At 72.2% G+C, this 17,930-nt stretch carries 16 protein-coding genes; 12 read left to right on the top strand and 4 right to left on the bottom strand.

What is annotated here, in order from left to right; translation table 11 throughout:
- Positions 1-265: 265 nt before the first annotated feature.
- From ACSYGO_RS14355 to ACSYGO_RS14345, 3 genes are all read left to right on the top strand, one after another.
- The gene (locus ACSYGO_RS14355; RefSeq protein WP_460386815.1) at positions 266-1,969 is read left to right on the top strand and encodes a lytic transglycosylase domain-containing protein; all 1,704 of its coding nucleotides are present in this window, start codon (positions 266-268) and stop codon (positions 1,967-1,969) included.
- A gap of 140 nt (positions 1,970-2,109) precedes the next feature.
- Entirely contained in the window at positions 2,110-2,244 is a 135-nt protein-coding gene (locus ACSYGO_RS14350; protein ID WP_426675965.1) for an SPW_0924 family protein, read from the top strand.
- 82 nt (positions 2,245-2,326) lie between these two features.
- Complete coding sequence (locus ACSYGO_RS14345) at positions 2,327-3,319, top strand: PorA family protein (RefSeq protein ID WP_460386814.1); 993 nt, start codon at positions 2,327-2,329, stop codon at positions 3,317-3,319.
- Between the two features lie 89 nt (positions 3,320-3,408).
- Here ACSYGO_RS14345 and ACSYGO_RS14340 read toward each other — a convergent pair whose 3' ends face one another.
- A complete protein-coding gene (locus ACSYGO_RS14340) occupies positions 3,409-6,111 on the bottom strand; it encodes an ATP-dependent RNA helicase (protein WP_460386813.1) in 2,703 nt (900 codons plus the stop codon).
- Positions 6,112-6,190: 79 nt separating this feature from the next.
- Positions 6,191-7,018, bottom strand: coding sequence for a class I SAM-dependent methyltransferase (locus tag ACSYGO_RS14335; protein ID WP_426676058.1), 828 nt, complete (start codon positions 7,016-7,018; stop codon positions 6,191-6,193).
- Positions 7,019-7,376: 358 nt separating this feature from the next.
- Here ACSYGO_RS14335 and rpsA point away from each other — a divergent pair, with 358 nt between their 5' ends.
- The 5 genes from rpsA to ACSYGO_RS14310 all read left to right on the top strand — a co-directional run bounded on the left by rpsA (position 7,377) and on the right by ACSYGO_RS14310 (position 13,065).
- Positions 7,377-8,876 carry a 30S ribosomal protein S1 gene (gene rpsA, locus ACSYGO_RS14330; RefSeq protein WP_426675968.1) on the top strand — a complete coding sequence of 500 codons (1,500 nt, stop codon included), beginning with the start codon at positions 7,377-7,379 and terminating at the stop codon, positions 8,874-8,876.
- A 464-nt stretch (positions 8,877-9,340) separates the two neighbouring features.
- The gene (locus tag ACSYGO_RS14325; protein WP_426676059.1) at positions 9,341-10,867 is read left to right on the top strand and encodes a flavin monoamine oxidase family protein; all 1,527 of its coding nucleotides are present in this window, start codon (positions 9,341-9,343) and stop codon (positions 10,865-10,867) included.
- A gap of 114 nt (positions 10,868-10,981) precedes the next feature.
- Positions 10,982-11,920, top strand: a complete 939-nt coding sequence (locus ACSYGO_RS14320) for a PAC2 family protein (protein WP_426675969.1) — start codon at positions 10,982-10,984, stop codon at positions 11,918-11,920.
- Positions 11,921-12,025: 105 nt separating this feature from the next.
- Positions 12,026-12,634, top strand: coding sequence for a dephospho-CoA kinase (coaE, locus tag ACSYGO_RS14315; protein WP_460386812.1), 609 nt, complete (start codon positions 12,026-12,028; stop codon positions 12,632-12,634).
- A 50-nt stretch (positions 12,635-12,684) separates the two neighbouring features.
- Positions 12,685-13,065, top strand: coding sequence for a tetratricopeptide repeat protein (locus ACSYGO_RS14310; protein ID WP_028806009.1), 381 nt, complete (start codon positions 12,685-12,687; stop codon positions 13,063-13,065).
- A gap of 37 nt (positions 13,066-13,102) precedes the next feature.
- Here the strand turns inward: ACSYGO_RS14310 and ACSYGO_RS14305 are convergent, their stop codons facing one another.
- Positions 13,103-13,426, bottom strand: a complete 324-nt coding sequence (locus ACSYGO_RS14305; protein ID WP_426675971.1) for a DUF6343 family protein — start codon at positions 13,424-13,426, stop codon at positions 13,103-13,105.
- A 93-nt stretch (positions 13,427-13,519) separates the two neighbouring features.
- Here ACSYGO_RS14305 and ACSYGO_RS14300 point away from each other — a divergent pair, with 93 nt between their 5' ends.
- The 3 genes from ACSYGO_RS14300 (at position 13,520) to ACSYGO_RS14290 (ending at position 16,019) form a co-directional block, all read left to right on the top strand.
- A complete protein-coding gene (locus ACSYGO_RS14300) occupies positions 13,520-14,506 on the top strand; it encodes an acyltransferase domain-containing protein (RefSeq protein ID WP_432175848.1) in 987 nt (328 codons plus the stop codon).
- 229 nt (positions 14,507-14,735) lie between these two features.
- On the top strand, positions 14,736-15,422 hold the full coding sequence (locus ACSYGO_RS14295) for a class I SAM-dependent methyltransferase (RefSeq protein WP_460389715.1): 687 nt from the start codon (positions 14,736-14,738) through the stop codon (positions 15,420-15,422).
- A gap of 150 nt (positions 15,423-15,572) precedes the next feature.
- Entirely contained in the window at positions 15,573-16,019 is a 447-nt protein-coding gene (locus ACSYGO_RS14290) for a DoxX family protein (RefSeq protein ID WP_460386811.1), read from the top strand.
- A 141-nt stretch (positions 16,020-16,160) separates the two neighbouring features.
- On the opposite strand, the gene ACSYGO_RS14285 is transcribed toward ACSYGO_RS14290, so the two are convergent.
- On the bottom strand, positions 16,161-16,805 hold the full coding sequence (locus ACSYGO_RS14285; RefSeq protein WP_460386810.1) for an RNA-binding S4 domain-containing protein: 645 nt from the start codon (positions 16,803-16,805) through the stop codon (positions 16,161-16,163).
- A 403-nt stretch (positions 16,806-17,208) separates the two neighbouring features.
- Between ACSYGO_RS14285 and ACSYGO_RS14280 the strand changes: the two genes are divergently transcribed.
- Positions 17,209-17,901 carry a uracil-DNA glycosylase gene (locus ACSYGO_RS14280; protein ID WP_460386809.1) on the top strand — a complete coding sequence of 231 codons (693 nt, stop codon included), beginning with the start codon at positions 17,209-17,211 and terminating at the stop codon, positions 17,899-17,901.
- Positions 17,902-17,930: the final 29 nt, after the last annotated feature.

Below are 17,930 nucleotides of genomic sequence, written 5' to 3'. Positions count from 1 at the left end.
GACGTCGGGACATGGCCAACCGGTGAAAATCGGGCGCGAACGGGTGCCCGCGCGACGGAAGTTGTCGTAGGGTCACCTGGGTTGCCGTGCTGGGGACACGGGAACGTCGAACATCAGAGCAAAAGCGCGAAGCGGCCCACGGGGAACCGCGAAGCACAAGAGAATCTCTGAATACAAGAGAATCGCACAGCACAACCGCACAGACGCACAACCGCACAGCGGACCACAGGTGTACGGGCGGTCGTCCACGGGAGGGGTTCACTCGATGTCGGCGCAGGCGCATTTCGGCAGGAGGCTGCGCAAGGGGGCGGCCACCACCGCTGTGGCCGCGGTCGCGGTCGCGGCTCTGGCCGCGTCCCAGGCCCCGGGAGTGACGACCGACAATCGCGGCAGACAGACGACCGGCTCCGATTCCACGCCGAGCCCGGACAACGACGACACCGCGACCGGCAACTCGCGCTACTACACCGACCTTCCGCCGCTGGACAGCCCCAGCCCGTCGCCGACCGTCGGCACCCCGGTGTCCCGGGGCGAGGCCGAGGCGGGCATCCCCGCGACCGTCCTCGACGCCTACAAGAAGGCCGAGGCGTCCCTGCGCGAGTCCAAGCCCGGCTGCAACCTGCCCTGGCAGCTGCTCGCCGCCATCGGCAAGGTCGAGTCGGGCCAGGCCCGCGGCGGCCGGGTCGACGCCTCCGGCACGACGTACTCGCCGATCCTCGGACCCGTCCTGAACGGCAACGGCTTCGCGAACATCAGCGACACCGACAACGGCGCGTACGACGGCGACAGGACGCACGACCGCGCGGTGGGCCCGATGCAGTTCATCCCGTCCACCTGGGAGTGGGCGGGCCGCGACGGCAACGCCGACGGCAAGAAGGACCCCAACAACATCTACGACGCGGCGCTCGCCGCCGGGCACTACCTGTGCCGCTTCGACCACGACATGTCGGTCCAGGCGCAGATGAACGCGTCGATCCTGAGCTACAACAACTCGACGGCCTACCTCAACACCGTCCTGTCCTGGCTGGAGTACTACCGCAAGGGCACGCACGAGGTGCCGGACGGCACCGGAACGCTGCCGTCGCACAACAGCGACGACAGCTCCGGGAGCCTCCCGACGCCGACTCCGCCCGCCACCTCGGCGCCGCCGTCCAAGCCCGCCGAGCCGTCCGAGCCGGGCAAGCCGAAGCCGGGCGACGGCACGTCGACCCCGACCCCGCCCACCTCGCCGCCGTCGACCACTCCGCCCCCGACCACCCCCGCCCCGACGCCGACCCAGACGGTGGATCACCTGGAGGACGCGGGCACCGGGAAGCTCACCGCCATGGCGGGTGACTCCTTCGACCGGAAGGTCGCCGTGCGGACGGAGACCAAGGACGGCAAGGCCGTGGCGAAGGTCCGGGTGCGCTTCACCATCGTCGGCGACGCCACGGACGCCACGTTCAGCGGTGGAGAGACGGTCGCCACGGTGGTCACCGACAAGCTGGGCACGGCCACCGCGCCCGCGCTGGTGGCCGGCGAGAAGACCGGTGACTTCACGGTCCGCGCCACCGTGGTCGGCCGCGTCATGTCCGGCCTCGACTACACGGCGACCGTCACCGCGCGCCAGGCCGACACCCTCACCCGCACCGGCGACGCCGCGCCGACCTGTGTGCCGGGCGGCGAGTTCGCCGAGCAGATCGAGGTCAAGGCCACGTACAAGGGGGCCGTCGCGGACAAGGTCGCGGCCACCGCGACCCTCGTCAAGTCGGCCGACGACGCCACCGCGAACGACAAGGGCCCCTACTTCAAGGACGCGGACGGCAAGACCGTACGCACCCTCACGGACCTGACCACGGACGCCGACGGCGTGCTCAAGCTCCCCAAGCTGTACGCGGACGACACCACCGGCACCTTCCTGCTCCGTATCGACACCGCGGGCGGCGCGACGCTGACCGTCGAACTGAAGGTGGCGGCGGCCGCCTCGTAGAACCCGTTGCACCGCGGCGCCCCTCCGGTTTCCTCCGGAGGGGCGCCGCCGTGTGTGTGCGACGTGTTCTCATCTCGCCCCGCCGTTGCTACGGTGCCGGACCTGACGGTGTATCAGCTCATGGTTCCCGGGAGGCCCGTATGCGTGCCCTCATCGCCGCCGCGACCGGTCTCGCCGTGGCCCTCGCCCTGGTGCTGACCATCACCGCCCTCGGCTCGCCGGCCGGCAGCACCTCGCCGAAGCCGCTGCTGACCACCGTGCCCGCACACCCGTAGCCCGCGGCCCGCGCCCGAGGCCCGCCCCCGGGCCCCGAGGCCCGTGCCGGCCCGTCCGCAACACCCAGGGAGGGACGCCGAGATGCGCCGCAAGGCAAGCCTGATCCTGCTCGCCTTCGCCGTGTTCTTCACGGCGCTGTCCCCGCTGCTGCGCTGGTACGCCTTCCCGCGCCTGGCGAAGATCCCAGCCGGCCAGTACCAGGACATGGTCCTGGAGGCGAAGGACGCGACCCTCCTCGACTACGGCACCATGAAGGCCAGGAAGGTCCCCAAGGTCACCATCGTGCAGACCCTGAGGGGCAATGTCGAAGCGTCCGAGAAGATCGAGAGGACCGCGGGCCGCGACGTCGTCGTCTGGGACTCTCTCTCCTACGTCCAGGGCCCCGACGGGAAGATGGTCTCCAAGCTGCCCGAGCGCTACATCTTCGACGCGCACAGCCAGGAGCCCGTCCACGCCACCGGCGAATCCGTCGACGGCGACCCCGTCACCCGCCAGGGCATCGAGTTCAAGTGGCCCTTCCAGACGGAGAAGCGGGACTACGAGTACTTCGACGCGCAGACCCGGACCTCGGCCCCCATCCATTACAAGGGCACCCGGACCTTCCGCGGCATCAAGGTCTACTACTTCGAGCAGACCATCCCCTGGACCAAGGTCAAGTTCCCCAAGGTCATGCCGGTCGAGGGCATCACCCCCGAGTCGGTCGCCAAGACCGGCACCACCCGCTGGTACACCACGGTCCGCAAGTTCTGGGTGGAACCGGTCACCGGAGCGCCCGTGTACGGCGAGGAGATCCACAAGGAGGAACTCCGCGGCGGCACCCTGCTCGGCGACCGCGACAAGGTGACGGCGTTCGCCGGGCACGTGAAGATGCGCGAGGACTACATCGAGCACACGGTCGACCTGGTCGACTCCAACCGCACCCTGGTCCTCCTGATGACCTCCTACCTTCCCTGGGGCTTCCTCGCTCTCGGCGCCGGGTTGCTCTCCCTCTCCCTCTACCTGGAGGCCCGCAGCCGGCGGCCGGGCGACCCGGAACCCGCCGGGGTCACCGAACCGGAGCCGGTCGGCGCCTGACCGATCGCGTCAACCGGTCGGCGCCTGACCGGTCACGTCAGCCGGTCGGCGCCTGACCTGCTTCTCGCTTCCGCTTCACCGGCGGGAGGTCACGTCCTGCGCAGCCGGGCGTTCGTGTGCCGGGTCGGCTCCGCCGTCGCCGGGTCCTCCGGCCACGGATGCTTGGGATACCGCCCGCGCAGCTCGGCCCGCACCGCCCGGTAGCCGTCCTTCCAGAAGGAGGCGAGGTCGGCCGTCACGGCGGCGGGACGCCCGGCGGGGGAGAGGAGGTGCACGAGCAGGGGCACACCGGCGATCCGCGGCGTCTCGGCCAGCCCGAACATCTCCTGGAGCTTCACCGCGAGGACCGGACGCTCAGGGTCGGTGTAGTCGATCCGGATTCCGGACCCACTGGGCACCTCGACGCGCTCCGGCGCGAGCTCGTCCAGCCGCGCGGCGTCCCCGCTCGCCCACGGAAGCAGCCGGGTGAGGCCCTGCCCCGCGTCGATCCGCCCCAGATCGGCGCGCCGACGCGCCCGGCCGAGCTCCGGCTCCAGCCACTCGTCCACGCGCGCGTGCAGGGCGTCGTCGGACACGTCGGGCCAGGGATCGCCCAGGTGTGCGTGCAGGAAGGCCAGGCGCTGCCGCAGCGTCTCGGCGTCCCGCGTCCACCGCAGCAGCCCGAACCCTTCGGCCCGCAGCCCCTCCACCAGTGCCTCGCGTACGAGTCCGGAGCCGGCGTCCCGGAGCGGACGCACCGCCAGCTCCACCGCCCCGAGCCGCTCGACCCGGCGCGCGACCACGTCGCCGTCGGCCCAGCCGACCTCGTCGCCCTCGGCGTACAGGTGCGCCGCTGCCCGCCGGGCCGTCTCCTCGTCGATGACGGCGCCGAGCCGCACGCGCGCGTGCCCGGCGCCCACGGGTCTGTCGGCCACGGCGACCGCGAGCCAGGGAGCGGCCCGCAGACCCGTGTGGTCCCCGAGCTCGGCCCGGGTCCCGGACGCCATCAAATAGGACCCGCCGTGCGAGCGTGCGACGCGCTCGGGGAAGGCGAGGGCGGCGACGAGGCCCGCGACGTGATCGTCCCCGGTCCGCGCCGCGCCGCCCCGGCCGCCCGCGGAGGACGACGACAGCCCCGGCGACGGCCGGGCGGACCCACCCCGGGCCTGCCGGGTGGACTCCTCCGGGGCGGGCTCCCGCGGCGGCCGGGCGGCCCCTTGCGAGGCGAGCTCCTGCACCTGCCGTGCGGACTCTTCCTGGGCGGACTCATCCAGGGCGGGGCCCTGCTGCCGGGGACCCGGTGCCGACATGGTCCGCAGCCGCTTCGCCTCCGCACGCCACCGCCCGGCGTAGGCGTCACCGCCACGCCGGGCGGCACGCCAGGCCGCGGCGAGATCGTCGCCGTACTCCCTCGGCGGCTCCTCGCTCAGCAGGGCGACGACCTCGGCGGCGCGGTCCGCGCCGACCTCGGGCGCCGCGTCCAGCAGGGCGCGGGCGAGCCGCGGGTGCAGTCCGAGCCGGGACATGCGGACACCCCGGTCCGTCGCCCGCCCCGAGTCGTCCACCGCGCCCACCGCCGACAGCACGGCGCGCGCCGCGGCCATCGCCCCGCCCGGCGGCGCGTCGAGGAGAGCCAGCCCCGTCGCGTCCGGGTCGCCCCAGCAGGCCGCCTGGAGGGCGAACGCCGTCAGGTCCGCCACCTTGATCTCCGGGGCGGGGAAGCGGGCCAGCCGCCCGTCCTCCGCCTCCGTCCAGCACCGGTACACCGCTCCGGGGGCCTCACGTCCGGCCCGTCCGGCCCGCTGCCGCCCGGCCGCCTGCGAGGCCCGTACGGTCGTCAGGGCGCTCAGCCCGCGCGCGTGGTCCACACGCGGTTCCCGCGCCAGCCCGGAGTCGACCACCACCCGCACCCCGGGAACCGTCAGGGAGGACTCGGCGACCGAGGTCGCGAGAACCACCCGGCGCCGCGCCCCCGGGGAGAGCACGGCGTCCTGCACGGCGGCCGGCGCCCGCCCGTGCACCTGGAGCACGTCCACGTCGCCCCGGCCCGTCGGGTCCCCCAGCTGTCCGGCGACCCGCGCGATCTCCCCCACCCCGGGGAGGAAGCACAGGACGTCCCCCTCGCGCTCGGCCAGCGCCCGCCGCACCACCGCCGCCACGTGCGTCAGGAGCGCCGGGTCCACCCGCATGCCGTGCGGCGGCCGGACGGGGCGGGCGGGCGGCGCCCAGACCACCTCGACCGGATACGACACGCCCTCGGCCTCGACCACCGGCGCGTCGCCCAGCAGCCGGGCCCACCCCTGCGCGTCCGTCGTCGCCGAGGCCGCCACCAGCCGCAGCTCCGGCCGCAGGGCGGCCCGGACGTCCCACAGGAAGGCTGCCACCGTGTCGGCGTCCAGATGCCGCTCGTGGCACTCGTCCAGCACGACCACGTCGACGTCCGCCAGCTCCTGGTCCCGCTGGAGCCGCTGCAACAGCACACCGGTCGTGACGACCTCCACGCGCGCGTGGCGGCCGACCACCCGTTCCCCGCGCACCGTGTAGCCGACGCTCTCGCCGACCTTCTCGCCGAGCAGCCACGCCATGCGGCGCGCCGCGGCCCGGGCGGCGATCCGCCGCGGCTCCGCGACGACGACCCGGCGCGCCGGCCGCCCGTCGTCCAGGAGACCGGCGAGCACGAGCGGCACCAGGGTCGTCTTGCCGGTGCCCGGCGGCGCCACGAGCACCGCGGTGCCGTGGCCCTCCAGGGCGTCGTCCAGGCCGGGCAGGGCGCCGCGCACGGGCAGCGCGTCCAGAGCGTCGTAGCGGATCACGCCCCCCAGTCTCGTACGCGGGTGGAAGCGGCCTCCACGCGCGCGTGCCGCACCAGGGCACGGGCGGCAGGCGCCTGTGTCAGTCGCGCTCGCAGACGAAGATCGCCGTCCCGGGGATGAGGTTCCCGCGCAGCGGTGACCAGCCGCCCCACTCCTGGGTGTTCCAGGCGGGCCACTGCGGCTCGACGAGGTCCACCAGCCGGAAGCCGCCGGCCACGACGTCACGGACGCGGTCCCCGACCGTCCGGTGGTGCTCGACGTACACCGCGCGGCCCTCCTCGTCCTGCTCCACGTACGGAGTGCGGTCGAAGTACGACGCGGAGACGCTGAGCCCCTCCGGGCCGGGCTCGTCGGGGAAGGCCCAGCGGATCGGGTGCGTCACGGAGAAGACGAAACGGCCGCCCGGCCGCAGCACCCGGCGCACCTCCCGCAGGACCCGCACCGGGTCGGCGACGAAGGGCAGCGCCCCGTACGCCGAGCACGCCAGGTCGAAGGAGCCGTCCGCGAAGGGCAGGGCGCCCGCGTCGGCCTCCACCAGCGGCACGCCGCCGCCTATGCGCAGCGCGTGCTGGAGCTGGCGGTGGGAGAGGTCCAGGGCCACGGGCCGCGCCCCCTGCCCGGCCAGCCAGCGCGAGCACTGGGCCGCGCCGGCGCCGATCTCCAGGACGTCCTTGTCCTTGAGATCCTCCGGCGGTCCGAGGAGCTCGGCCTCCACCTCGTCGAGGCCCTCGGGGCCCCATACGAACCGGTCGTCGCCGAGGAACGTGCCGTGTTCGACCTGGTACTCGTCCGCGTTCCGGTCCCACCAGCCGCGGTTCGCGCGGGAGCTCTCCGCGGCGTCCGCGGTACGACGGGTTGCTTCCGGTTCGAACGCTTCGGGCTCTTGGATGATCGGCTCCCTCGTAATAGTCTGCGGGCCACCGTCCGACCCGCCTCGGGGGTGTCACGACAGGGGTGTCCCAGGGCCCGCGTGGCCTCGTGTGACAGGTTTTGTGCCGGGAATGCGGCGATCCGCCCCGGGTGTGCGCCTTCGCGCATTGACCCTGCCCGGCTGCCCCCGTATGCTACAAGTTGCGCTGCGGGCCTGCGCTCCTCAGACGTAGCAGGCTGCGCTCGCATCTGTATGTATGTCCCCTCGGTTGTCGAGGCGCCCCCGGGTCACCGGGTTAGGCGCTTCCTTGGCTGTCCGGCTTCTGCAGAGCGAAACGGGCTCCCGGCGCAAGCAGTACCTACGACTCAATGTCCGTACCGGAGCCCTTTCCCACATGACGAGCAGCACCGAGACCACCGCCACCACCCCGCAGGTTGCGGTCAACGACATCGGTAACGAGGAAGCCTTCCTCGCCGCGATCGACGAGACGATCAAGTACTTCAACGACGGCGACATCGTCGACGGCGTCATCGTGAAGGTCGACCGGGACGAGGTCCTGCTCGACATCGGTTACAAGACCGAAGGTGTCATCCCGAGCCGTGAGCTCTCGATCAAGCACGACGTCGACCCGAACGAGGTCGTGGCCGTCGGCGACGAGATCGAGGCCCTGGTCCTCCAGAAGGAGGACAAGGAAGGCCGCCTGATCCTCTCGAAGAAGCGCGCCCAGTACGAGCGTGCCTGGGGCACCATCGAGAAGATCAAGGAAGAGGACGGCATCGTCACCGGTACCGTCATCGAGGTCGTCAAGGGTGGTCTCATCCTCGACATCGGCCTCCGTGGCTTCCTGCCGGCTTCTCTCGTCGAGATGCGTCGTGTCCGCGACCTCCAGCCCTACGTGGGCAAGGAGCTCGAGGCGAAGATCATCGAGCTGGACAAGAACCGCAACAACGTGGTCCTGTCCCGCCGTGCCTGGCTGGAGCAGACCCAGTCCGAGGTCCGCCAGACGTTCCTCACGACCCTGCAGAAGGGTCAGGTCCGTTCCGGCGTCGTGTCCTCGATCGTCAACTTCGGTGCCTTCGTGGACCTGGGTGGCGTCGACGGTCTGGTCCACGTCTCCGAGCTGTCCTGGAAGCACATCGACCACCCCTCCGAGGTCGTCGAGGTCGGCCAGGAGGTCACGGTCGAGGTCCTCGACGTCGACATGGACCGCGAGCGTGTCTCCCTGTCGCTGAAGGCGACGCAGGAAGACCCGTGGCAGCAGTTCGCCCGCACCCACCAGATCGGCCAGGTCGTGCCCGGCAAGGTCACGAAGCTGGTTCCGTTCGGTGCGTTCGTCCGCGTGGACGAGGGCATCGAGGGTCTGGTGCACATCTCCGAGCTGGCCGAGCGCCACGTGGAGATCCCGGAGCAGGTCGTCCAGGTCAACGACGAGATCTTCGTCAAGGTCATCGACATCGACCTCGAGCGTCGTCGCATCAGCCTCTCGCTGAAGCAGGCCAACGAGTCCTTCGGTGCCGACCCGGCCTCGGTCGAGTTCGACCCGACCCTGTACGGCATGGCCGCGTCCTACGACGACCAGGGCAACTACATCTACCCCGAGGGCTTCGACCCCGAGACCAACGACTGGCTCGAGGGCTACGAGAAGCAGCGCGAGGAGTGGGAGCGCCAGTACGCCGAGGCGCAGCAGCGCTTCGAGCAGCACCAGGCGCAGGTCATCAAGTCCCGCGAGGCCGACGCCCAGGCGGCGGCCGAAGGCGGCGACGCGGCGGGTGCGGCTCCGGCCGCGTCCGGCGGTGGCTCGTACTCCTCGGAGTCCGCGGACAACTCCGGCGCCCTGGCGTCGGACGAGGCCCTGGCTGCCCTCCGCGAGAAGCTCGCCGGCGGCCAGAGCTGAAAGCTCACCGCTAGGCGCTAGCCGATGACTGCGGGCCCGCACCCATCAGGGTGCGGGCCCGCAGTGCGTTTCCCGCCACCCGCGCGGGTCACGTCGGCTGTCCCGTCGCCCCCGTCACCCCTGCCGGTCACGGCGGCCGGGCGCCCCTTCCGGCGACAGTCCCCGGTGCGCGCGGTGCGCGCGACGACGGCTGACCGTTCCCGGTGATCGCGGCGCCCCGGGCGCGCGGGCGGCGGCTGCCCGGCGGTCTCGAAGCGCACGGTGTCCACCCGGCTGGACGCGTGCGCGGGCAGAAACGTGCGGGATACACGAGTTGCCGATGGGCCGTAACCGGCCATTGGGAGGCTTCCCCGGTCGTTCAAGATCGAAAGGGGAGCCCTGTCATGCCACAGCCTCAGAGCCGTCCTGGTACGAGCCGGCGTTCGTTCCTGCGCACGGTGGGTCTCACCGGTGGCGCGGGCACGATGTTCGCCACCATGGGAGCCCTCGGTCTCGCTCCCACCGCCCACGCCGCACCGCGCGAACAGCCCTTCCGCGCCCTGAAGCCGAGCGACTTCACACTCACGGGACGCGGCGCGGCGAAGGTCGTCATCGTCGGCGGCGGCATCGCCGGACTGGCGTCCGCGTACGAACTCGGCAAGGCCGGCTACGACTGTACGGTCCTGGAGGCCAGAGACCGCACCGGCGGGCGCAACTTCACCGTGCGGGGCGGGGATTCGACCACCGACCTCTACGGCAACACCCAGACGGCGCGCTTCAGCGAGGGCCAGTACATGAACGCGGGCCCGGCCCGCCTGCCGCAGTGGATGGTCACCCTCGACTACTGCCGTGAACTCGGCGTCCCCGTCGAGGTGTTCACCAACTCCAACGCGGACGCGTACCTCTTCAACGAGTCGGCCGGCATGACCGAGCCGATGCGGTACCGCACAGCCAAGGCCGATGTCTACGGCTACGTCTCCGAGTTGCTCGCCAAAGCCACCGACAAGGGCGCCCTCGACAAGGAGCTCACCGCCGCCGACCAGGAGAAACTCGTCGAGTTCCTCAAGGACTTCGGCGAGCTCGGCGACAAGCTGACGTACGAGGGCGGTGAGCGGCGCGGCTACACCACCGTCCCCGCCGCGGCGGGCACCCCCGGAGTGCTCCTCGACGGCCTCCCCACCGCGTCCGAGGTCTTCGCCAGCGGCGTCGGCCGGTACTTCTCCTTCGAGTTCGGGTTCGACCAGGCGATGCTGATGTTCCAGCCGGTGGGCGGCATGGACCGGATACCGCGGGCGCTGACGGAGGCGGTCGGCGCCCGTCGCATCCGGACGGGAGCCGTCGTCTCGCGGATCACCGACAAGGGCAGCGGCGTCACCGTCACGTACACCCAGGGCGGGCGGACCAGGTCCATCGACGCCGACTACTGCATCGGCGCCCTGCCGCCCAACATCCTCGCCAGGATCCCGCACAACCTCGGTCCCGGAGTGCAGAGCGCCCTGGAGGCGATCACCCCGCAGTCCGCGGGCAAGATCGGGCTGGAGTACCGCTCCCGCTGGTGGGAACTGGACCACCGCATCTACGGCGGCATCACCGAGACCGACCAGGACGTCACCCACATCTGGCACCCCTCCTACGGCTTCCACGGCGAACGCGGCGTCCTGATCGGCTACTACAACTACGGCGGTGACGCCGACGCGTACGCGAAGCTCACCCCACGGGAACGCGAGAAGCGAGCCGTTGCCGCGGGCGTGAAGATCTACGGCGAGAAGTACCGCACCGAACTCGCCTCCTCGTTCTCCCACCACTGGCGTCAGACACCGCACCTGGAGGCCGCCTGGCACGACACCCCGGGCGGGCCCGACGACATCCGCTACAAACCCCTCAACGAGCCCACCGGGCGGGTCTACTTCGCGGGCGACTGGCTCAGCTACACCGACGCCTGGCAGCACGGCGCCTTCACGTCCGCCCGCAAGGCGGTGACCGCGCTCCACGCGCGCGTGCTGTCCGCGTGACCGTCCGGCGGCGGCCGGCAAAGGGGTAAGAGGATGGTGGTGAGGGGCGCGGGCCGGGAATGCCCGCGCTCCGCACCATGTTGTGCTGTACGAACACGAGGAGGAGCGGTCACAGTGCTTGATCCGCAGGGTTTGTACGCATGGGAGCCGAAGGGCCTGGCCGTCGTCGACGTGGCGCTGGCCCAGGAGTCGGCCGGTCTTGTCATGCTCTACCACTTCGACGGATACATCGACGCGGGCGAGACCGGCGACCAGATCGTCGACCGGCTGCTCGACTCGCTGCCCAACCAGGTCGTGGCCCGTTTCGACCACGACCGGCTCGTGGACTACCGTGCCCGCCGGCCGCTGCTGACGTTCAAGCGCGACCGCTGGACCGACTACGAAGAGCCGACCCTCGACGTGCGGCTCGTCCAGGACGCCACCGGAGCACCCTTCCTGCTGCTGTCGGGCCCGGAGCCGGACGTGGAGTGGGAACGCTTCGCCGCCGCCGTCCAGCAGATCGTGGAGCGGCTCGGCGTCCGTCTGTCGGTGAACTTCCACGGCATCCCCATGGGCGTCCCGCACACCCGGCCCGTGGGCCTCACCCCGCACGGCAACCGCACCGAACTGGTCCCCGGCCACCGCAGCCCCTTCGACGAGGCCCAGGTCCCCGGCAGCGCCGAGTCCCTCGTCGAGTACCGCCTCATGGAGGCCGGACACGACGTCCTGGGCGTCGCCGCTCACGTACCGCACTACATCGCCCGTTCGCCGTACCCGGACGCCGCGCTGACCGTCCTGGAGTCGATCACCGCCGCGACCGGCCTGGTGCTCCCCGGCATCGCGCACTCCCTGCGCACCGAGGCGCACCGTACGCAGACCGAGATCGACCGGCAGATCCAGGAGGGCGACGAAGAGCTCGTCTCCCTCGTCCAGGGCCTTGAGCACCAGTACGACGCGGCCGCGGGCGCCGACACGCGGGGCAACATGCTCGCGGAGCCGGTGGAGATCCCGTCGGCGGACGAGATCGGCCTGGAGTTCGAGCGGTTCCTGGCCGAGCGCGAGGGCGACTCCTGACCGGATCACGGACCGCGCGGACGACCGGGCCTGTTCCCTCCCTCCGGGCCGAGGGATGCCTCCCGGCCGAGGGGTGTGCCGTCGTCAGGGCCTAAGCTGCTGGGCATGCTGAAGGTGGGTCTGACCGGCGGTATCGGCGCCGGCAAGAGCGAGGTGTCACGGCTCCTCGTCGAGCACGGAGCGGTACTGATCGACGCGGACAGGATCGCGCGGGAGGTCGTCGCGCCCGGAACCGCCGGGCTCGCGGCGGTCGTGGACGCCTTCGGGCGGAACGTCCTCGCCCCGGACGGGAGCCTGGACCGGCCCCGGCTGGGGGCGATCGTCTTCGCCGACCCCGAGAAGCTCGCCGTGCTCAACGCGATCGTGCACCCGCTGGTGGGTGCCCGCTCGCGCGAACTGGAGGACGCCGCCCCCGACGACGCCGTCGTCGTGCACGACGTGCCCCTGCTCGCCGAGAACGGCCTCGCGTCGCTGTACGACCTCGTGATCGTCGTCGACGCGGCCCCCGAGACCCAGCTCGACCGGCTCGTACGGCTGCGGGGCATGACCGAGCAGGACGCCCGCGCCCGCATGGCCGCCCAGGCCACGCGCGAGAAGCGCCGGGAGGTCGCGGACGTCGTCATCGACAACGACGTGGCCCTGGACGAGTTGGAACGCCGAGTACGGGACGTATGGGACGGTCTCGTGCGCCGAGCCCACCGACCCGGGGAATAGCGGCCCCCGACGGGGGCGTTGAACCCGTGCAGTGAGGGAAGGACTCAGCCGTGCCCGAGACCAGCGGTTCGACCGGACGTACTCCGGAGACGCATGTCATCGACTTCCGTGCCGCCGAGCAACTGCTCGCCGCGCGCGACCCGCGGGGCGCGGTGAAGCTGCTCGACCCGGTCATCGCCGCCCATCCCGAGAACACGGCGGCCCGGCTGCTGCGCGCACGGGCCTTCTTCGCCGCCGCGCAACTGCGCCCTGCCGAGCTGGAGTTCACGATCGTGCTGGAGCGCGAGCCGGACAACGCGTTCGCGCACTTCGCGCTCGCCCGCACCTACGAGCGTCAGCGCCGCCCCGAGCAGGCCAAGCGTCACTTCAGGCTGGCGGCCGCGCTGGACCCGAAGCCGCAGTACCTGGAGGCGGCGCGCTTCGACGCGTAGGCGCCGAGCCGTGCGGGGGTGCCGGTGCTCCGGGCGGTCAGGGGTGGCGGTGCTCCGGTGGCCGTCGGTAGGGCGGCCGGCTGCCCGGAGGCCGGTACGGCGGCCGCGTCTCTGGCGGAGCGTAAGGCGGCACGTCGCGTCCCGGCTGATAGTGCGGCCCCTGGCGGATGTGCCGCAGGATCATCGCCATGTCGACGGTGACGACCAGCCACAGAACGCCGCACGCGGCAGCCCAGCCGGGCCGCCCGACCAGCGCGAACGCGACCGTCCCGAAGATCGCCCAGACCAGACCCCACACGCTCAGCCAGAAGCGTGCCCGCAGTGCACTGCGCGCTGTCGTCGGTTCACTGCCCGTACGCATCAGGATCACCACTCCTACTGGGAAACGTACTCTTCGTGGTGCACGTTCACCAAGTGAGAGCGGTCGGTACGGCGACCGCCGGGGGAGGCGACGGTGCTGCTGGAGGCGCTGCGGGCGGACGCGGGACTCGCGGAGTGGCTGAAGGGCCTGGAGGGCGAAGGTCCGCCAGGGGTGGAAGCGGTGCTCCCGGACGGCGACGAGCTGGCCGACGTGCTGCTCGACCTGACCGTGGCCCACGAGCACATCAACGAACTCGTCGCGCTGCGCGCCCGGTTGGTGGCCGACCCGGAGGCCATGACCCTCCTCGCGCGCTGCGTCGCCCGCTTCGTGCGGGACATGGGGGAGATCGGCAAGGGCTGGGAGCCGCCCGCCTTCCCGGAGTCCGCCGGAGCACTCGGACGGTGCTTCCATGTGTACGTCTTCATCGCGGCGCTGCCCCACGTGCGGGCCTACCACCAGGAGCGCGGCATCCCCGAGGACGTGTCCCGGCGCACCCTCGCCGACCTCGGCCGTCACGTGGCCGTCCACCACAGGAGGGCCGGGACGCCGGGACTGCTGTTCCCCTGGTGGATAGCCCTGCACTTCCACGGGGAGCTGTTCCAGCTGGGCCGGCTCCAGTTCCAGCGGGCGCGGCTCGGCCGGCGCACGGGCCGGGCCGTCGCCGACGCGGGTCTCGACCTGGGCCCGGGCGACCCGTGCCTGAGCCTGCACATCACCGACTTCCGCGGGCCGCTGACGCCCGCCGCCTGCGACCGTTCGCTCGCCCTGGCCCGCGACTTCTTCGCCCGCCACTTCCCCGACGAGCGCTACGAGGTGGCCGTCTGCCACTCCTGGCTGCTCGATCCCCAGCTCAAGCGCTATCTGCCCGCCGAGTCCAACATCGTCCGCTTCCAGGACCGGTTCGCGCTCGTCCACCAGGACGGCACCCCGGACGACGGGGTGCCCGTCGGGTTCGTCTTCGGCGATCCCGAGCTGCCGCTGGAGACGCTGCCCCGGCGCAACAGCGTGGAGCGGGCGGTCGTCGACCATCTGCGGGCGGGCGGCCACTGGTACGGCGGGCACGGCTGGTTCGCGGTCTGAGCCGGACGGTGGGTGCCGTGACCGACCCGAGCCCTCGGCCCCGGGCGGCTTTCCTCGAACCGCCCCCCTCTCGATCCGGTCCTTCTTGAACCGGTCCTCCTCGAACCGGCCGTTCTCGAACCGGTATCCCTCGAACACATCACCCGAACGAGTGGCGGTGAGCCGGAACGGGGCGCCGGAGACCGTCCGTTGGACGGGTATGAGCATCGAGAAGCGTCAGAAGACAGAGATGCGGCAGGGACACGCGGGGACGGGACCGGGCGCGATCACACCGGACGGCTGCGCCGTCGAGCTGTACGCGCGCCTGCCCGTCGGGGACGAGCCGGACATCGTCACCGCCGCGGTGCCTCCGGGCGCTCACATCCTGGAACTCGGCAGCGGGGTCGGCCGCGTGACCCATCCGCTCCTGGAGCGGGGTTTCACGGTCACCGCCGTGGACGAGTCCGCCGAGATGCTGGAGCGCGTCCGTGGGGCCCGCACGATATGCGGCACGATCGAGGGCCTCGAGCTCGGTGAGACCTTCGACGTGGTGATGCTCGCGTCGTTCCTCGTGCACACCGGTGACGAGAGAGAGCGCAGAGCGCTGCTGGACACCTGCGTCCGCCATGTCGCCGACGACGGCTGTGTGCTGATCCAGCGCGAGGGGCAGGACTGGCACACCCGTGTGCCGCGTGAGCGGGTGGACGCGTCCGGCTTCACCGTCCGCATCCTGTCCGCGGATCCGGTCGGCGACGCGGTGAACTCGGTCCGCGCGGAGTACGAATTCCCCGACGCCACCTGGACCCAGACGTTCCTGGCCCGCCCACTGACGGAGGACGAGTTCGAGGAGGCCCTGCGGGAGGCCGGGCTGAGAGTGGATCGTCGCCTGACCGAGGACGGCGTGTGGATGAGGGCGGTGAAGGCGACGCGGGGCTGACTCCGAGGGTGTGGGGCTGTCTCGGGGAGCGGGGGGCGGGGCAAGGGGCGAACGGGGCGAACAAATGTCGTCCGGCGGCGATGAGTTCCGCGGGCCCGCCCGGTCTACCTCTGTGAAAGCACGAGCCACCGCTTCCCACAGGAGACCAGCATGTCCGAGACCACCCTCCCCGCCTCCCGAGTCGCCTCCGCCGCTTCCGTGAACGCCCCGCGCAGCCGTGGCGCACGCGTCTCCCTGACCGCTCTGCAGATCGTCCTCGGCCTCTTCTACGCCATCGCGAGTGCCCTGCCCAAGCTGATCGCGCACCCGTCGGCCGCCGAGACCTTCGACAAGCTGGGCTGGGGCCACACGGGCATGTACATCATCGGCGCGCTCGAACTCGCCGGAGGCATCGCCCTGTTGATCCCGCTGCTCGACTCCGTGGCGGCGATGGCGCTCGGCGCGCTGATGGTGGGCGCGTTCATCGCCAACATCACCGCCATCCACGGCCCCTATGTGGCGACCCCGCTCATCCTCGTCCTGCCGCTCGCCCTGATCGCCTGGGCCAGGCGGAGCCACACCACGGAACTGCTGCGCCTGGTGCGCCGACGGGCATGACGGCCGTACGGCGGCGAGGGCACCCCGGCAACAAGGGGTGCCCTCGCCGCCGTACGGCGTCACGGGGTGTGTCAGCGTCAGTGGGGCTTGATGTCCCGCCGTCGGACGGTCCGGTCGGGTGCCCCGGCCGGACCGGACGGCTCAGGAGTCCGCGTCGCCGAAACCGTCCTGCCCGCCGCGCGCGCCGGAGGATCGCGAGGAGCCCGAGGACCGGGACGAGCCCGACGGGCGGGACCTGCCCGGGTGGGCCGTCGGGGCGGGGCCGCTGCCGGGAGCGCCGCCCGCACGGGCCGCGTCGGCGAAACCGGACGTGCCGGCGGCGAGCCCCCGCAGCCGTTCCATGTCGCGGCGGTCCCGCTTGGTCGGACGGCCCGTGCCGCGGTCACGGATGCCCGCCGGGGCGACGGCCTCACGCGGCGGGGGCGGCGGGCTGTTGTCGACGTAGCACTCGACGGCGACGGGCGCACCGACCCGCTTGCGGATGAGCCGCTTGACGACGACCACCCGCTCCCGGCCTTCGTGCCGCAGGCGCACCTCGTCGCCGACGCGCACGGAGTACGCCGGCTTGACGCGCTCGCCGTTCACCCGGACATGTCCGCCGCGGCAGGCGGTGGCGCCCAGTGAGCGGGTCTTGACGAGCCGCACGGACCAGATCCAGCTGTCGACGCGCACGCTCTCGCCGCTCGCCGGACCCGCGGCCCTGGCGGAGGCCGCCGCGTCGCCCGAGCCGGGCGCAGCGTCCGCGCCCGTGTCCTTCTTCTCCCCGTCAGCACCCTGAGAAGCCATGTCGTCGACTTTAGTCCCCCTGGGCCCGGACACCTCCGGGTTTTTCCGTCGCACGGACCGCCCCGGATGCGGCGGGCCGGGCGAGTCCGGAGGCTGTCGTCCGGGCGCCCGTGGCACGAAGGCCGGGGACCTCGGCGAGACCGCGGAGGAGGAGGGGCGACCCTCGCCTCCCCCGTGGACCGCGGGCGTCTCCCGCGCCGTCGTCACCGCCCGGCAGGCCCACCGGCGGCCGGCCGAACCTCTGGGTTCCCCCCGCCACCGTGACCTTCCGCGGCATCGCCCCTCGCGAAGGTCGGGCACGACAAGCACCCCCGTTCCCTTCAGGCCGCTCCTCACCTTCCTCCTGCCGGTCCTCGGGTTCGTGGCCGCGGGCGCGGTGATGACCTGGTCGTACGGTGGAGGCATGGACACCGGTGGCCTGGCCGAACTGGACGCGCGGATCTCCGGCTGCCGGGCATGCCCGCGCCTGGTCGCCTGGCGCGAGGAGGTGGCCCGCACCAAGCGTGCCGCCTTCGCCGACGAGACGTACTGGGGACGGCCGGTGCCCGGTTTCGGCCCGGCGGACGCCCGGCTGCTGATCGTCGGTCTGGCCCCCGCCGCGCACGGCGGCAACCGCACCGGCCGCATGTTCACCGGCGACCGCTCCGGGGACGTGCTGTACCAGGCCCTGTACGACGTGGGTCTGGCCTCGCAGCCGACCTCCGTGTCCGCCGCCGACGGCCTGGAACTGCGGGGCGTCCGCGTGACCGCGCCCGTCCACTGCGCCCCGCCCGGCAACAAGCCGACACCGGCGGAACGGGACACCTGCCGACCCTGGCTGGTGAGGGAACTGGAGCTGCTGCGGCCCTCGCTCCGCGCGGTGGTGGTCCTCGGCGCCTTCGGCTGGCAGGCCGCGCTGCCGGCCTTCGCCGAGGCGGGATGGGCGGTGCCGAAGCCGAGGCCGGCCTTCGCGCACGGGACGCGGGTGTCGCTCGACGGGCTGGAGCTGTTCGGCTGCTTCCACGTCAGCCAGCGCAACACCTTCACCGGCAAGCTCACCCCCGAGATGCTGCGGGACGTCCTGCGAACGGCGAAGGAGGCGGCCGGGTTGGCGTGAATCGCCGAGACGGCGCCGCGGTACGGGCG

The organism is Streptomyces krungchingensis (assembly GCF_054729265.1).
This window is presented reverse-complemented; position numbering and strand designations above follow the sequence as displayed.

Bases quoted from the DNA above. Each gene is read 5' to 3' on its own strand.
- ACSYGO_RS14290 (WP_460386811.1), top strand. From the start codon at position 15,573: ATGTCCGAGACCACCCTCCCCGCCTCCCGAGTCGCCTCCGCCGCTTCC.
- ACSYGO_RS14345 (WP_460386814.1), top strand. From the start codon at position 2,327: ATGCGCCGCAAGGCAAGCCTGATCCTGCTCGCCTTCGCCGTGTTCTTC.
- ACSYGO_RS14305 (WP_426675971.1), bottom strand. From the start codon at position 13,426: ATGCGTACGGGCAGTGAACCGACGACAGCGCGCAGTGCACTGCGGGCA.
- ACSYGO_RS14325 (WP_426676059.1), top strand. From the start codon at position 9,341: ATGTTCGCCACCATGGGAGCCCTCGGTCTCGCTCCCACCGCCCACGCC.
- coaE (WP_460386812.1), top strand. From the start codon at position 12,026: ATGCTGAAGGTGGGTCTGACCGGCGGTATCGGCGCCGGCAAGAGCGAG.
- ACSYGO_RS14295 (WP_460389715.1), top strand. From the start codon at position 14,736: ATGCGGCAGGGACACGCGGGGACGGGACCGGGCGCGATCACACCGGAC.
- ACSYGO_RS14280 (WP_460386809.1), top strand. From the start codon at position 17,209: ATGGACACCGGTGGCCTGGCCGAACTGGACGCGCGGATCTCCGGCTGC.
- rpsA (WP_426675968.1), top strand. From the start codon at position 7,377: ATGACGAGCAGCACCGAGACCACCGCCACCACCCCGCAGGTTGCGGTC.
- ACSYGO_RS14285 (WP_460386810.1), bottom strand. From the start codon at position 16,805: ATGGCTTCTCAGGGTGCTGACGGGGAGAAGAAGGACACGGGCGCGGAC.
- ACSYGO_RS14355 (WP_460386815.1), top strand. From the start codon at position 266: ATGTCGGCGCAGGCGCATTTCGGCAGGAGGCTGCGCAAGGGGGCGGCC.
- ACSYGO_RS14350 (WP_426675965.1), top strand. From the start codon at position 2,110: ATGCGTGCCCTCATCGCCGCCGCGACCGGTCTCGCCGTGGCCCTCGCC.